The organism is Micromonospora sp. SL4-19, assembly GCF_047921475.1.
Taxonomy (GTDB): domain Bacteria; phylum Actinomycetota; class Actinomycetes; order Mycobacteriales; family Micromonosporaceae; genus Micromonospora.
Map to the genome: position 1 here is coordinate 24,747 of NZ_JBLROB010000003.1, position 14,780 is coordinate 39,526.

16 protein-coding genes are annotated in these 14,780 nt (G+C 72.0%); 12 read left to right on the forward strand and 4 right to left on the reverse strand.

Features of this window, described 5'->3' with window-relative positions; genetic code table 11:
* Nucleotides 1-24: 24 nt before the first annotated feature.
* On the reverse strand, nt 25-939 hold the full coding sequence (locus ACNAVT_RS06050) for a PD-(D/E)XK nuclease family protein (RefSeq protein ID WP_416293638.1): 915 nt from the start codon (nt 937-939) through the stop codon (nt 25-27).
* A 132-nt stretch (nt 940-1,071) separates the two neighbouring features.
* Here ACNAVT_RS06050 and ACNAVT_RS06055 point away from each other — a divergent pair, with 132 nt between their 5' ends.
* Genes ACNAVT_RS06055 through ACNAVT_RS06070 form a run of 4 tightly spaced genes read left to right on the forward strand, consistent with a single transcriptional unit; the run spans nt 1,072 to nt 3,893 of the window.
* On the forward strand, nt 1,072-2,163 hold the full coding sequence (locus tag ACNAVT_RS06055; protein WP_416294180.1) for a M50 family metallopeptidase: 1,092 nt from the start codon (nt 1,072-1,074) through the stop codon (nt 2,161-2,163).
* The gene (locus tag ACNAVT_RS06060) at nt 2,160-3,152 is read left to right on the forward strand and encodes a tRNA (adenine-N1)-methyltransferase (RefSeq protein ID WP_416293640.1); all 993 of its coding nucleotides are present in this window, start codon (nt 2,160-2,162) and stop codon (nt 3,150-3,152) included. The genes ACNAVT_RS06055 and ACNAVT_RS06060 overlap by 4 nt, the downstream gene beginning before the upstream one ends.
* A 46-nt stretch (nt 3,153-3,198) precedes the next feature.
* Nucleotides 3,199-3,324 carry a hypothetical protein gene (locus ACNAVT_RS06065; RefSeq protein ID WP_416293642.1) on the forward strand — a complete coding sequence of 42 codons (126 nt, stop codon included), beginning with the start codon at nt 3,199-3,201 and terminating at the stop codon, nt 3,322-3,324.
* A complete protein-coding gene (locus ACNAVT_RS06070) occupies nt 3,321-3,893 on the forward strand; it encodes a hypothetical protein (RefSeq protein WP_416293644.1) in 573 nt (190 codons plus the stop codon). Before ACNAVT_RS06065 ends, ACNAVT_RS06070 begins: the two co-directional genes overlap by 4 nt.
* Nucleotides 3,894-3,948: 55 nt before the next feature.
* On the opposite strand, the gene ACNAVT_RS06075 is transcribed toward ACNAVT_RS06070, so the two are convergent.
* Nucleotides 3,949-4,245 carry a ferredoxin gene (locus ACNAVT_RS06075; RefSeq protein WP_416293645.1) on the reverse strand — a complete coding sequence of 99 codons (297 nt, stop codon included), beginning with the start codon at nt 4,243-4,245 and terminating at the stop codon, nt 3,949-3,951.
* 178 nt (nt 4,246-4,423) lie between these two features.
* Here ACNAVT_RS06075 and arc point away from each other — a divergent pair, with 178 nt between their 5' ends.
* The 8 genes from arc (at nt 4,424) to ACNAVT_RS06115 (ending at nt 12,542) form a co-directional block, all read left to right on the forward strand.
* The gene (gene arc, locus ACNAVT_RS06080; RefSeq protein ID WP_416293646.1) at nt 4,424-6,205 is read left to right on the forward strand and encodes a proteasome ATPase; all 1,782 of its coding nucleotides are present in this window, start codon (nt 4,424-4,426) and stop codon (nt 6,203-6,205) included.
* A 182-nt stretch (nt 6,206-6,387) separates the two neighbouring features.
* Nucleotides 6,388-7,905, forward strand: a complete 1,518-nt coding sequence (dop, locus tag ACNAVT_RS06085; protein WP_416293647.1) for a depupylase/deamidase Dop — start codon at nt 6,388-6,390, stop codon at nt 7,903-7,905.
* A 106-nt stretch (nt 7,906-8,011) separates the two neighbouring features.
* On the forward strand, nt 8,012-8,218 hold the full coding sequence (locus ACNAVT_RS06090; protein ID WP_416293649.1) for a ubiquitin-like protein Pup: 207 nt from the start codon (nt 8,012-8,014) through the stop codon (nt 8,216-8,218).
* A 211-nt stretch (nt 8,219-8,429) separates the two neighbouring features.
* Nucleotides 8,430-8,927 (forward strand): endonuclease VII domain-containing protein, encoded by a 498-nt coding sequence (locus tag ACNAVT_RS06095; protein WP_416293651.1) that lies wholly within the window; start codon nt 8,430-8,432, stop codon nt 8,925-8,927.
* Entirely contained in the window at nt 8,846-9,685 is an 840-nt protein-coding gene (gene prcB / locus ACNAVT_RS06100; RefSeq protein WP_416293653.1) for a proteasome subunit beta, read from the forward strand. Before ACNAVT_RS06095 ends, prcB begins: the two co-directional genes overlap by 82 nt.
* A 62-nt stretch (nt 9,686-9,747) precedes the next feature.
* Entirely contained in the window at nt 9,748-10,581 is an 834-nt protein-coding gene (prcA, locus tag ACNAVT_RS06105) for a proteasome subunit alpha (RefSeq protein ID WP_416293654.1), read from the forward strand.
* Nucleotides 10,582-10,921: 340 nt separating this feature from the next.
* Complete coding sequence (gene pafA, locus ACNAVT_RS06110) at nt 10,922-12,280, forward strand: Pup--protein ligase (RefSeq protein ID WP_416293656.1); 1,359 nt, start codon at nt 10,922-10,924, stop codon at nt 12,278-12,280.
* A 67-nt stretch (nt 12,281-12,347) separates the two neighbouring features.
* Entirely contained in the window at nt 12,348-12,542 is a 195-nt protein-coding gene (locus ACNAVT_RS06115) for a hypothetical protein (protein WP_416293657.1), read from the forward strand.
* Between the two features lie 78 nt (nt 12,543-12,620).
* Here ACNAVT_RS06115 and ACNAVT_RS06120 read toward each other — a convergent pair whose 3' ends face one another.
* Together ACNAVT_RS06120 and ACNAVT_RS06125 are read right to left on the reverse strand one after the other, a co-directional pair.
* The gene (locus ACNAVT_RS06120) at nt 12,621-13,706 is read right to left on the reverse strand and encodes a DUF3866 family protein (RefSeq protein WP_416293659.1); all 1,086 of its coding nucleotides are present in this window, start codon (nt 13,704-13,706) and stop codon (nt 12,621-12,623) included.
* A gap of 83 nt (nt 13,707-13,789) precedes the next feature.
* Nucleotides 13,790-14,770, reverse strand: a complete 981-nt coding sequence (locus tag ACNAVT_RS06125) for a cation diffusion facilitator family transporter (protein WP_416293661.1) — start codon at nt 14,768-14,770, stop codon at nt 13,790-13,792.
* Between the last annotated feature and the right edge of the window lie 10 nt (nt 14,771-14,780).

A 14,780-nucleotide genomic window follows, 5' to 3' on the forward strand; every position in this document is an offset into this window, starting at 1 on the left:
CGGCCTCCTCCGTGAGGAGGAGGATCACTCGTCCGCTCCCGGCGCCGCCGGCCGGGACCGGGCGTCGGTCAGTGGATCCCCGTCGCCGGCGGTCGGGAACGGCGGCGGGGTGCCCCCGAAGCTGGGGCAGATCGCCTGATGGCTGCACCAGTCGCAGAGCCGGCTCGGCCGGGGACGGAAATCCCGCCGCTCGGTGGCCTGCTCGATGGCCTGCCAGAGCGCGACCACCGTGCGCTCGAACCGCAGCAGCTCCTCCGCGTCCGGAGAGTAGTCGCACACCTCGGCGTCCTTGAGGTAGAGCAGCCGCAGCACCCGGGGCACCACGCCACGGGTACGCCACAGCACCAGGGCGTAGAACTTCAGCTGGAACAGCGCCCGCGCCTCGAACGCCTCCCGCGGCGCACCGCCGGTCTTGTAGTCCACCACCCGCAGCGCGCCGTCCGGGGCCACGTCGAGGCGGTCCAGGTAGCCCCGGATCAGCAGCTCCTCGTCGACCACCGCCGAGATCAGCGCCTCCCGCTCGGCCGGCTCCAGCCGGCGCGGGTCCTCCACCGCGAAGTAGCCCTCCAGCAGCCCGGCCGCCGAGCGGAGGAACTCGGCCACCCCCGCGGTGTCGTCTTCGGCGAACAGCGTCGCCAGCTCCGGCTGCTCGGTGACCAGCCGGTCCCACTGCGGGGCGACCAGGTCGCCGGCGGACTGCGGGGTGCGCGCCCCGGCCGGCAGGTCGAACAGCCGCTCCAGCACCGCGTGCACCAGCGTGCCCCGGGCCTGCTCCACCGTGGGCCGCTCGGGCAGCCGGTCGATGCTGCGGAACCGGTAGAGCAGCGGGCAGGTCTTGAAGTCCGCCGCCCGCGACGGCGACAGCGACGCCCGCACCGTGGGCGGCACCACCGCCGCCACCGTCGGGTCCTGCGTGTCGATCACCGGTTCCGCCGTCATGTCCGGAAGGTTAGGGCACCGGTGTGACAGGGCTCTCGGCAGCGCGCCGGGACATGATCCGCGCCGCGTAGCATCGACCCGGTGGAACAGAGGTCCCGGCCACCGCGCCGGCCCGGGCTGACCGTCGGTCGGGTGTGCGGGGTCCCGCTGCGCGTCGACGCCTCGATGCTGCTGCTCGCCCTGGTCGTCACCGTCCTGTACGCCGCCCTCGCCCGCCGTCAGCTCGACCTCGGGCACCTCGGCGGCTACCTGGTCGGCCTCGGCTTCGTGGTCTCCCTGCTCGGCTCGGTGCTGCTGCACGAGCTGGGGCACGCCCTGACCGCCCGCCGGTTCGGCATCGGCGTACGCGGGATCACCCTGGAGCTGCTCGGCGGCTACACCGAGATGGACCGGGACGCCCCCAGCCCCCGGGTCGACCTACTGGTCTCCCTCGCCGGCCCGGCCGTGTCCGCGGTGCTCGGCGTCGCCGCCGTCGCCGCCACCCTGGCCCTGCCCGACGGCACCCTCGCCCACCAGCTCGCCTTCCAGCTCGCGGTGAGCAACGTCGTGGTCGCCGTTTTCAACAGCCTGCCGGGGCTGCCGCTCGACGGCGGCCGGGCGCTGCGCGCCGCCGTCTGGGCGATCACCGGGGACCGGCACCGCGGCACCGAGGTCGCCGGTTGGATCGGCCGGGCGGTCGCCGTCGCCACCCTGGCCCTGGTGATCCTGCTCACCCTGCGCCGGGCGGTGGACCCGGTGGCCCTGCCGCTGGTCCTGCTGGTCGCGGTCACCCTCTGGCGGGGCGCCGGCCAGTCCATCCGGATGGCCCGGATCAGCCGGCGCCTCCCGCTGGTCGACCTCGCCCGGCTCGCCCGCCCGGTGTTCCCCGTACCCAGCGGCACCCCGCTCGCGGAGGCGCAGCGCCGCCGCGCCGAGGCCGCCGATCCGGACGCCGCGCTCGCCGTGGTCGACGCCGCCGGCCGGCCGGTCGCCGTGGTCGACCCGGCCCGCGCCGACGCCGTACCCCCGCAACGGCGGCCGTGGCTCGCGGTCGACGCGGTCTCCCGCGGCCTGGATGCCCTGCCCGCCCTGCCGGTCGACGCGGACGGCGAACGCGTGATGGAAACCGTGCGCACCCACCCGGGCGCACAGTACGTCGTGACGGCAGGCGAAGATGTCGTCGGCGTTCTGCACATCGCGGATCTGGCTCAGCTCCTGGAACCCAAACGGAAGACGAACTCGTGACCGCACATTCCTCCGCCGTCCCGGCCGACCCCACCGCCCCGGCGCTGCCCCCTGTGCACCGGGGGCCGTTCCGCCCCGGCGACCGGGTGCAGCTGACCGACCCCAAGGGCCGGATGCACACCGTGACGCTGGAGCCCGGCAAGGAGTTCCACACCCACCGGGGGATCCTCAAGCACGACACGCTGATCGGCCTGCCCGACGGCAGTGTGGTCACCACCGCCGGCGGCGGCACGGCGTTCCTGGCCCTACGGCCGCTGCTGTCGGACTACGTCCTCTCCATGCCGCGCGGCGCCCAGGTGATCTACCCGAAGGACTCGGCGCAGATCGTCGCGATGGGCGACATCTTCCCCGGCGCGAAGGTCCTCGAGGCCGGCGCCGGCTCCGGCGCGCTCTCCTGCTCGCTGCTGCGCGCCGTCGGCACCGAGGGCGAGCTGCACTCGTACGAGCTGCGCGAGGACTTCGCCCAGATCGCCCGGCGCAACGTCGAGGCGTTCTTCAACGGCCCGCACCCCGCCTGGCGGCTGCACGTCGGCGACGTTGCCCAGTGCCAGGAGACCGGCTTCGACCGGATCATTCTGGACATGCTCACCCCGTGGGAGACCCTCGACATGGTCGAGCGGGCGCTCGTCCCCGGCGGCGTCTTCATCGGCTACGTGGCCACCACCCCCCAGCTGTCGGAGCTGGTCGAGGCGTTGCGCGAGCGCGGCGGCTGGACCGAGCCGCGCGCCTGGGAGTCACTGGTCCGGGACTGGCACGCCGAAGGGCTCGCCGTGCGCCCCGACCACCGCATGATCGCGCACACCGCCTTCCTGGTCTCCGCGCGCAAGCTCGCCCCGGGGGTCACCGCCCCGCCGCGGCGCCGCAAGCCCAGCAAGGGCACCGAGGCGTACGTCCAGCGTCGGCAGGCGCTGCGCGAGGCGGAGGCGGCCCGGCAGGCGGCGTCCTCCGCCGACCCGACCGGGCCGGCGGAGGAGCGGGACCGGCCGTGACCCGACGGCAAGGCCGGGTATGAGCGGGCGGATCAGGCGTTTCGGCGTGAACGACACCGAACGGGCGGAGACGGGTGGCATGAGCGAGCGGATCGGGCGGCGCGGCGGACGCGGCGCCCGTCCCGACGGGCGGGACCGGCACCTGCGGGCGTGCCGGATGGCGGCGGCATGAGCAGCCCCGGCTACGGCAACGGCGACCTGCCCGCCGTCTTCCCGGACTGGTCACCCTACGCCGACCTGGAGTCGGCCGCCCGGGCCTACCTGCGCGACCCCGACATCGCCCTGGACGCCCTCGGCGGGGTGCTGCGCGGCGCCTCCGTGCTCGGCTTCACCCTGGAACGCTTCGTCAACGAGGTCAACGGGGTGTGGCAGGAGGTCGTGGTCTGCGACGGCAGCCGCCTGATCCTCTGGCACGGCGAGGACGTCCCGCCGGGGGAGGGGCCGCCCGGCGCGATGACCTCCTCGCTGCGGGTGGTGCCGGTCTCCACCGTCACCGAGGTCGGCTGCCGGCGGCGGCTCACCCGCTCCGACACCGGTGAGGTCCGGGTCGACAGCATCGACGTCTACCTGCTGCTCACCTCGCTGGACGAGGCGCCGCCCGCCGAGGAGATGGTCGGCGCGCCCCGGCACGACGCGCTGCGCTTCGGCAAGACCCTCGACGACGGCGGCGCCGGGCAGATCGCCCGGCTCGAGGAGTTCGCCCGGCTGGTCGCCTCGGTCGTCGGCCGCCCCCTGCTGTAACGGGCGCGGGCCGGGGACCACGGTCCCCGGCCCGCACCGTCCGTCCGTCGGAGGGTCAGTCCTCCTCGGCGGCGGGCCCGGCCACCTCGACGCCGTCGCTGCCGCGTACCACGTGGATGCACTCGCCCGGGCACTCCTTCGCCGAGTCGATCACCTCGAGCCGCAGGTGCTCCGGCACGTCGACCCGGGCGCCCGGAGCCAGCCGCAGCTCTCCGTCCGGGCCCTTGACGTACGCCAGGCCGTCGACGTCGAACTCGAAGACCTCGGGCGCGTACTGCACGCACAGCCCGTCGCCCGTGCAGAGATCCTGATCCACCCAGACCTGAAGCTGGTCCGTCGCGACCTCCGCCACCGGTGCACCCCCCATGTTCTCCCGTACCACGGTCCGACGGTACCCGAACGCCGGTACCCGCCCGACGACCAGCCCATGGCGATCAAGCTTCGGTGACGGGCGCGTTGCGTAGGACCGAATCGGGCTCACAGCGGCTAGTGTTAGCTCAGAACGTTCAAGCCCCCCGGGGAGGTGGGACGTGGCACGCAGCGACGACGCGGACTCGCGCGCCGCACGGTGGGAGAAGGAGGCCCACGATCTCTCCACGCAGGTCGCGTTCCTGCAAGAGGAACTCGCCCTGGTGCGGCGCAAGTTGACCGAAAGCCCCCGACACGTCCGGCAGCTCGAGGAGCGGCTGGCGGCCACCCAGGCCCAGTTGGCGCGGCTGACCGAGAACAACGAACGGCTCGTGAGCACCCTCAAGGAGGCTCGCGCGCAGATCGTGACGCTCAAGGAGGAGATCGACCGTCTCGCCCAGCCGCCGAGTGGCTACGGCGTCTTCCTGGCCAAGCACGACGACGGCACGGTGGACGTGTTCACCGGCGGGCGCAAGCTCCGCGTCGCCGTCTCGCCCTCGCTGGACGCCGACGAGCTGCGGCGCGGCCAGGAGGTTCTGCTCAACGACGCGCTCAACATCGTCGACGCGCTCGGCTACGAGCGGGTCGGCGAGGTCGTCATGCTCAAGGAGGTGCTCGCCGGGCCCGGCGGCGTCCCGGGCGACCGGGCGCTGGTGGTCTCCCACTCCGACGAGGAGCGGATCGTGCACCTCGCCGAGACCCTGATCGGCACCCCGATCCGGGCCGGCGACTCGCTCATGATCGAGCCCCGCTCGGCGTACGCGTACGAGCGGATCCCGAAGAGCGAGGTCGAGGAGCTCGTCCTGGAGGAGGTGCCCGATGTCGACTACGGGGACATCGGTGGCCTCCAGGCGCAGATCGAGCAGATCCGCGACGCGGTCGAGCTGCCCTTCCTGCACGCCGACCTGTTCCGCGAGCACCAGCTCCGGCCGCCGAAGGGCATCCTGCTCTACGGCCCGCCCGGCTGCGGCAAGACGCTGATCGCCAAGGCGGTCGCCAACTCGCTGGCCAAGAAGATCGCCGAGCGGCGCGGGGAGGAGAAGCACACCAGCTTCTTCCTCAACATCAAGGGCCCGGAGCTGCTCAACAAGTACGTCGGCGAGACCGAGCGGCACATCCGGCTGATCTTCCAGCGGGCGCGGGAGAAGGCCGGCGAGGGCACCCCGGTGATCGTGTTCTTCGACGAGATGGACTCCGTCTTCCGCACCCGCGGCTCCGGCGTCTCCTCGGACGTGGAGAACACCATCGTCCCGCAGCTGCTCAGCGAGATCGACGGCGTCGAGGGCCTGGAGAACGTCATCGTCATCGGCGCCTCCAACCGGGAGGACATGATCGACCCGGCGATCCTGCGCCCCGGCCGGCTCGACGTGAAGATCAAGATCGAGCGGCCGGACGCCGAGGCGGCCAAGGACATCTTCTCGAAGTACATCCTCTCCGGCCTTCCGTTGCACGCGGACGACCTGGCCGAGCACGGCGGCGACTCCCATGCCACCGTGGCGGCGATGATCGACGCGGTCGTGCTGCGGATGTACTCGGAGACCGAGGAGAACCGCTTCCTCGAGGTCACCTACGCCAACGGCGACAAGGAAGTCCTCTACTTCAAGGACTTCAACTCCGGCGCGATGATCCAGAACATCGTCGACCGGGGCAAGAAGATGGCCATCAAGGAGTTCCTCACCTCCGGGCGCAAGGGGCTGCGGCTGCAGCACCTCCTCGACGCCTGCGTCGACGAGTTCCGCGAGAACGAGGATCTGCCCAACACCACCAACCCGGATGACTGGGCGCGCATCTCCGGCAAGAAGGGCGAGCGGATCGTCTACATCCGTACGCTCGTCTCCGGCGGCAAGGGCGCGGAGGCCGGCAGGTCGATAGAGACCGCCAGCAACACCGGCCAGTACCTGTAGTCCGACGGCACGACGGAGGCCCGCGGCGCACCCCGCCGCGGGCCTCCGTCGTGCCCGCGCCCGAACCCGGCGCGATTCGCCACACCGTACGCCCCGAGGCCGCCGCGCCCCCTTCGCGCGTGACGACGACTACGCTCGACGTGACGAGGGGACCGGGACGGCGAGCGGGAGCGGGCAGGTCGATGAGCGTCAGACGGATCATGGGCACCGAGGTCGAGTACGGCATCTCCGTGCCCGGCCAGGCCGGGGCCAACCCGATGGTCACCTCCTCACAGGTGGTCAACGCCTACGGGGCGCGCCCGGAACTCAACCGGGGCGGCCGGGCCCGCTGGGACTACGAGGAGGAGTCGCCACTGCGCGACGCCCGGGGCTTCACCTACTCCGGGGCGGCGTACGACCCGGCCGAGGCGCTCGCCGACGAGGATCTCGGGCTGGCCAACGTCATACTCACCAACGGGGCCCGGCTCTACGTCGACCACGCCCACCCCGAATACTCCACCCCCGAGGTGACCAACCCCCTCGACCTGGTGCGCTGGGACAAGGCGGGGGAGCGGGTGATGGCCGAAGCGGCCCGGCGGGCCGCCACCATCCCGGGCACCCACCCCATCCACCTGTACAAGAACAACACCGACAACAAGGGCGCCAGCTACGGCGCCCACGAGAACTACCTGATGCGGCGGCAGACCCCGTTCGCCGACATCGTGGCGTTCCTGACGCCGTTTTTCGTCACCCGTCAGGTGGTCTGCGGCGCCGGCCGGGTCGGCATCGGCCAGGACGGCGGCCAGAGCGGCTTCCAGATCTCCCAGCGCGCCGACTTCTTCGAGGTCGAGGTGGGGCTGGAGACCACCCTCAAGCGGCCGATCATCAACACCCGCGACGAGCCGCACGCGGACGCCGACAAGTACCGCCGGCTGCACGTCATCATCGGGGACGCCAACCTGTCGGAGATCTCCACGTATCTCAAGCTCGGCACCACCGCGCTGATCCTCACCATGATCGAGGAGAAGGCGCTCGGGTCCGACCTCGGCATCGCCGACCCGGTCAGCGAGCTGCGCGCGGTCAGCCACGACCCGGGGCTCAAGCACCTCATGCGGCTGCGGGACGGCCGGAAGCTGACCGCCCTGGACGTGCAGTGGGCGTACCTGGAGCGGGCGCGATCCTTCGTGGACGACCGCTACGGCGCCGACGTCGACGAGCAGACCGCGGACGTCCTGGCCCGCTGGGAGAGCGTGCTGGACCGGCTCGGCCGGGACGCGTTCCTCTGCGCCGACGAGCTGGACTGGGTCGCCAAGCTTAGGCTGCTGGAGGGCTACCGGGAGCGGGAGAAGCTCGGCTGGGGCTCCCACAAGCTGCAGTTGGTCGACCTCCAGTACTCCGACGTCCGGCCGGAGAAGGGCCTCTACCACCGCCTGGTCTCCCGCGGCTCGATGAAGACCCTGCTCGACGACGAGGTGACCCGCACCGCGATGACCGAGCCGCCGGAGGACACCCGGGCCTACTTCCGCGGTCGCTGCCTGGCCCAGTACGCCTCGGAGGTCGTCGCCGCGAGCTGGGACTCGGTCATCTTCGACGTGGGCCGGGAGTCGCTGGTCCGGGTGCCGATGATGGAACCCGAGCGGGGCACCCGCAAGCACGTCGGGGAGCTCTTCGACCGGTGCGAGAGCGCCAAGGATCTGCTGGAGACGCTGACCGGCGGCTGAGCCGCCTCGCCGGAAAGCCCGTCCCGTGCTGGAACCCGGCGCGCGACGGGCTTTTCGTCGCTCACGCGAGGTAAGTTGATCGCAGGCGATCGTGGAGGAGGCAACCATGGCGACCCAAGAAGGCGGCCAGACCCAGTCCGGCAAGTCGCACGAAGAGATCGAGGAGGTCACCGCCCAGGCCAACCCCGAGGTTGCCGAGCGGCACGCCGAGATCACCGAGGACGTCGACGACCTGCTCGACGAGATCGACTCCGTCCTCGAGGAAAACGCAGAGGAATTTGTCAGGGGCTATGTGCAAAAAGGGGGCGAATAGGGCATAGTGGGGCAAGTCGGGCACGCCTCGAGCCCTCGATGATCGAGATGGACTCCGCCGTTGCCGAGACCGCAATGAGTGGAAGCCACTTGACGAGTTCTGTGCCAACAGCCGGCGGCTCGAAGGCCGCGGCAGCTATTGCAGATCGTGCTTCAACCGTCGTTCCAAGGCGAGCAATGCCAAGCGACCCGAAGGAGAGCACGGGCGCGAGGTGCGCAAGCTGCCGGTCGTGCCGGACGGCCACCGCCACTGTCCGGCATGCGGTGAGACCAAAGTGCTCGACGACTTCCCGCGTAACCGGTCGGGCCACGGCGGCTACGGCCGATACTGCAAACCGTGCCACAACGAGAAGGGCAAGGAGACCAAGCTGCGCCTGTACGGCGGTAGCCGCGAGTACCACCTGCGGCAGCGGTATGGCGTAGGGGAGAAAGAGTTTCAGGAACTCCTCGCTGAGCAAGGTGGGGTGTGCGCGATCTGTGGGACCCCTGACCCCCAACATCTGGACCACGATCATCGCACCGGATGGGTGCGCGGGATACTCTGCTTCAACTGCAACGGTGCTCTTGGCCAGTTCCGTGACAGTCCCGCGAGGCTGGCCAGGGCGATCACGTACCTGAGAGGAACCACGTGGCAGCGGGTTTTGATCCATCCGGGCGTCTACCAGATGTGTTCACCAACGCGGGGACGTCCTCCTTCACAGCGTTCCTGAGCAAGGTGGCCCCCGAGATGCTGCCCGGCCGTCGGCCGCTGCCGCCCGGCATGGCCGCCGACATGGCGCCGCACGCGACGACCATCGTGGCCATCTCGGCCGCCGGTGGCGTGGTGATGGCCGGCGACCGGCGCGCCACGATGGGCAACCTGATCGCCCAGCGGGACATCGAGAAGGTGCACCCGGCCGACGCGTACTCGCTGGTCGGCATCGCGGGCACCGCGGGCATCGGCATCGAGCTGATGCGACTGTTCCAGGTGGAGCTGGAGCACTACGAGAAGATCGAGGGCGCGATGCTCTCGCTCGACGGCAAGGCCAACCGGCTGGCGTCGATGATCCGGGGAAACCTGGGCGCGGCCATGCAGGGTCTCGCGGTGATCCCGCTCTTCGCCGGCTTCGACCTGGCCGCCGGCGACCCGGCGCGGGCCGGCCGGATCTTCAGCTTCGACGTTACCGGCGGCCCGTACGAGGAGACCGGCTACGACGCGATCGGTTCCGGCTCGCTGTTCGCCAAGTCCGCGCTGAAGAAGCGGTTCCGCGCGGGCCTGTCGATCGACGACGCTGCGCGGCTGGCCGTCGAGGCGCTCTACGACGCGGCCGACGACGACACCGCCACCGGCGGCCCGGACCTCACCCGCCGGATCTACCCGGTGGTGATGACCGCGACGGCGGAGGGCACCCACCGGCTCACCGAGGCCGAGACGGCGGCGATCGCGGAGAGCGTCGTGGCCGGCCGGATGGAGAACCCGGGCGGCTGACGCCGCTCCCACCTCACCCGTCAGCAGTCCCGCAGCACCGCGCCCGAAGGAGAACCGCCGCCGTGGCCATGCAGTTCTACGCCTCGCCCGAGCAGATCATGCGCGACCGCTCCGAGCTGGCCCGCAAGGGCATCGCCCGGGGCCGCAGCGCGGTGGTCCTGAGCTACGAGGGCGGGGTGCTCTTCGTCGCGGAGAACCTGTCCAGCACCCTGCACAAGGTCAGCGAGATCTACGACCGGATCGGCTTCGCCGCGGTGGGCCGGTACAACGAGTTCGAGAACCTGCGCCGCGCCGGGGTGCGGATGGCCGACTTCAACGGCCTGAGCTACGACCGGCGGGACGTGACCGGCCTGGCCCTGGCGAACGCGTACGCACAGACGCTGGGCGCGATCTTCACCGAGCAGTCGAAGCCGTTCGAGGTGGAGATCTGTGTGGCGGAGGTGGGCGCGACGCCGGACGACGACTCGCTCTACCGGGTGACCTACGACGGATCGGTCAACGACGAGCCGGGCCGGATGGCGATGGGCGGGCAGGCCGAGGCGATCACCGGGGTGCTGAAGAACGAGCACCGGCCGGACATGTCGCTGTCGGAGGCGATCCGGGCCGCGGTCAAGGCGCTGGGCAGCGTCGGCGGGGAGGGCGGGGCGGCCCGTACCATCGCCGCCAACCAGTTGGAGGTGGCGGTCCTGGACCGGCGCCGGGTCGGGCGGACGTTCCGGCGGGTGACCGGGGCGGCGCTGACCGCGCTGCTGGAGGGGGACGCGACCGCGGACACCGCGCCGGCGCCGGGCAAGGCGCAGACTCCGCCGGTGCCCACCGAGCAGGCGAAGAAGCCGATCACGTCGGCCGGCTCGGCGGACCTGGAGGGCCAGCAGGAGGAGCAGTCGGGGGAGTGACGTAACGGGCAGCGTCAGCGGCACGGCTTGAGCGGCTTCCGGTTGGTCAGTTCGGTGCCGCCGAGGTGGTGGACGCCGCAGGCGCGGCCGTGCGCCGGGGCGAGGGCGATGCCGTGGCGGTGGTCGTCGACGTGCAGCCATTCCCGGACGTTGCCGCCAGCGGTCCACGTGGGACTCGGCGGCGAAGTGCACGACGACGTCGTGGCCGGGCACGGTGGCCGACCGTACCGGGTGCGGGATGTGCGGGCGGTGGGATGCCCGGACGGCCCGCGACGGGAGCCACCGAGACGGCTGGGTTGAGCGCTGCCCATCTGTGGGTTCGGGCGGCTAATGTCACATCATGGAGCGGCGAATCTTCGGCATTGAGACCGAGTACGGCGTCACCTGCACCTATCGCGGGCAGCGCCGGCTGTCCCCCGACGAGGTCGCGCGGTACCTGTTCCGGCGGGTGGTGTCGTGGGGCCGGTCGAGCAACGTGTTCCTGCGCAACGGGGCCCGCCTCTATCTGGACGTGGGCTCGCACCCGGAGTACGCGACGCCGGAGTGCGACTCGGTGACCGACCTGGTGGCCCACGACCGGGCGGGCGAGCGGATCCTGGAGGGGCTGCTCGTCGACGCGGAGAAGCGCCTGCACGACGAGGGCATCGCGGGCGAGATCTACCTGTTCAAGAACAACACCGACTCGGCCGGCAACTCGTACGGCTGCCACGAGAACTACCTGGTGTCCCGGCACGGGGAGTTCGGCCGGCTCGCCGACGTGCTGATCCCGTTCCTGGTCACCCGGCAGCTGATCTGCGGCGCGGGGAAGGTGCTGCAGACGCCGCGCGGGGCGGTCTACTGCCTGTCGCAACGGGCCGAGCACATCTGGGAGGGTGTCTCCTCGGCGACCACCCGGAGCCGGCCGATCATCAACACCCGGGACGAGCCGCACGCGGACGCGGAGCGGTACCGCCGGCTGCACGTGATCGTCGGCGACTCGAACATGAACGAGGTCACCACGCTGCTGAAGGTCGGGAGCGCCGACATCGTGCTGCGGATGATCGAGGCCGGGGTGGTGATGCGGGACCTGACGCTGGAGAACCCGATCCGGGCGATCCGCGAGGTGTCGCACGACATCACTGGCCGGCGCAAGGTGCGGTTGGCCTCCGGCAAGGAGATCTCCGCGCTGGAGATCCAGCAGGAGTACCTGGCGCGGGCGACGGAGTTCGTGGAGCGCCGGGGCGGGGACCAGACCGCGAAGCGGGTGGTGGACCTGTGGGCCCGGGTGCTGCGCGCGGTGGAGACCGGTGACCTGGACCCGGTGGCCCGGGAGATCGACTGGGTGACCAAGCTGCGCCTGATCGAGCGGTACCAGCGCAAGCACGACCTGCCGCTGTCGCACCCGCGGGTGGCCCAGATGGATCTGGCGTACCACGACCTGCGACGCGGACGGGGCCTGTACGGGCTGCTGGAGCGACGCGGCGAGGTGGACCGGGTGGCCACCGACCCGGAGATCTTCGAGGCGAAGGAGACCCCGCCGCAGACCACCCGGGCGCGGCTGCGGGGGGAGTTCATCCGGCACGCGCAGGAGAAGCGGCGGGACTTCACGGTCGACTGGGTGCACCTGAAGCTGAACGACCAGGCGCAGCGGACCGTGCTGTGCAAGGACCCGTTCCGGGCGTACGACGAGCGGGTGGAGCGGCTGATCGCCAGCATGTGAGCAGCGGGCGCGGGCGGCCGGTGCTGCGGGCACCGGCCGCCCGCCTCACCGGTACGCTTGCGTCGCGATGAACACTTCCGAACCCTCCGACCGCGACAGCGGCACCGAGAAGCTCAACTGGATCGACCGGCGCCGGGAGAAGATCCGCGCCGAGATCGAGCGGAACCGCCGCGGCGAGTTCACGGTGCCGACCTGGGTGCTGGCGGCTGCCCTGATCGTCATCATCGGCGCCTGGCTCGCGTTGATCTTTTTCGCCGGCTGAGCCGACCGGCACCCGGGGCCGATCAGCACCTGGGCGCAGCTCAGCGCCTGAGCGGCGGTGCCGGGCCTGGTGCCCGGCTCAGCCGAGCAGTCCGGCCGCGTGGCGGCCGGCGGCGGCCGCGGCGAGGAAGTAGGCGTGGTCGGCGTCGAGGCCGCGGCCCATCGTCGACAGCCCCACCGGGCTGGCCCGCAGCGCCGCGTCCAGCCCGTCGCTGGCCACGGTGACGATCCGGTGTCGGGCCTCGAGGGGGGCCAGGCCCGTGGCGACGTCGGCGGCCAGCGCCGGGTCCAGGCCGTCCGGTACGACCAGCTCCGCGGCGGCCAGCGCCACCCGCCCGTACGCGGTGAGGCTGTGGTGGGAGACGCCGCGGTGCCGGGGGCGCGGGTCGGCGGCGGAGATGCGCAGCGAGCCGACGGCCCGTCCGCCGAGGGCGGCGACCGCGTTGACCGCCTCGCCGACCGCCACACCCGAGAAGCCCCAGCGGGTGCCGGTGCCGAGGTTGCCCGGCCCCTGGGCGACGATCGCGACATCGGCGCCCAGCACGTGCCGGGCGGCGAGCAGGCCGCTGTGCAGGGTGCTCGCCTCCAGGTCGCCGCCGAACGCCTGGCCGACGCTGACCGTGCCCACGAGGTGGTCGGCGAGCCCGGCGAGGGTGCGGGAGAACCAGGCCGGCAGCGCCCCGCCGTCGGTGAGCAGGTACGCCACCCGGGCGTCGGGGGCGTCGGCGTGCACCCCGGCGAGGATCGCCGGCAGGGCGGAGTGCAGGTCGGCGGTGATCACGGGCATCCCGTCGAGGCTTTCCGCGGCGGCCAGCAGCGCGTGGTGCGGGGAGGCCACCTCGTCGACGCCCAGCATGATCGGCTGCAGCGGGGTGTAGCGGGCCTTGACCAGGTGACCGGCGGCGCGGCTGTCGGCGGCCTGCGGCGGGTCGGCGGGGAGCCGGTCGGGCAGGGCGACGACCAGGGCGTACCCGCCGGTGCCGAGGCCCATCAGCAGGGCGCCGGCGTTGAGCAGCACCCGGTCGCCGGGCTCCGGATCACCGACCAGCGCCGGGTAGGCCAGCGCGCGCATTCGGGTGCCGTCGGACAGGTCGACGTCGAGTTCCGTCGCGCCGGCCCACCGCCGCCGCACCGCCGCCACCGTCCCGGACCGCCATCGCACCATGCCGGGCACGGTATCGGCCGTCGGCGGCGCGGGGCGCGGCCGGGTCGCCGACGCGCGGGTCACAGCTGGTCGGGGGCGGCCGGTCAGTCGGGCGCCTGCTCGTTCTCGTGCTGAGTGCGCTGGGCGCGGTCGGTGCCGGGCATCGAGCGGGTCGGGTCGAGGAAGACGTACCCGATCTCCGGGAAGCGTTCGGTCAGCCGGCGCTCGGCCTCGTCGGCGGCGGCCTCGATGTCGGCGCCGGTGGCGTCGTTGTGGAAGTCGACCTTGGCGGCGACCAGGATGTCGTCCGGGCCGAGCAGCATCGTCATCAGGGTGTCGACCCGGTCCACCGTCGGCAGCGCGGCCAGTTCGTGTTCGATCTGCCGGTGGACCCGCTCGGAGACGGCCCGGCCGACCAGCAGCGAGACGTTGCTCCGGGCCAGGATGGTGGCGACCGCCAGCAGCAGTATGCCGATGAGGATCGAGGCGATCCCGTCGTAGAGCTCGTCGCCGGTGAGCTCGGACAGCCCGAGCCCGACGCCGGCGATGAGCAGACCGATGAGGGCGGCGGTGTCCTCCATGAAGACCGCCTTGACGGTGGTGTCGGCGGTCAGGCGGAGGTAGCGGCGTGGGGTGGCCCGCCAGCGGCGCGACTCCCGGCGGATCTGCCGGACCGCCCGGCTCAGGGAGACCGACTCGATCGCGAAGGAGACCACCAGCACGACGTACGACACCAGGTAGTTGCCGGTGGGCTGGTGCACGAGGATGGTGGTCACGCCGTGGGTGATGGCGAAGCCGGCGCCCACCACGAACGTGAACAGCGCGGCGAGGAATGCCCAGACGTAGCTCTCCTTGCCGTACCCGAACGGGTGCCGGGTGTCGGCGGGGCGGGCCCCGCGGCGCAGCGCCAGGTAGAGCAGCACCTCGGTGGTGGTGTCGGCGACCGAGTGAACGGCCTCGGAGAGCATCGCCGCCGAGCCGGAGAGCAGGCCGGCGACGGCTTTGGCGGCCGCGATGGCGAGGTTCGCCGTGCCGGCCACCACGACGGTGCCGACGCTCTCGGTCTTGACTTCGGCTTCCGCCATGCGCTCACCC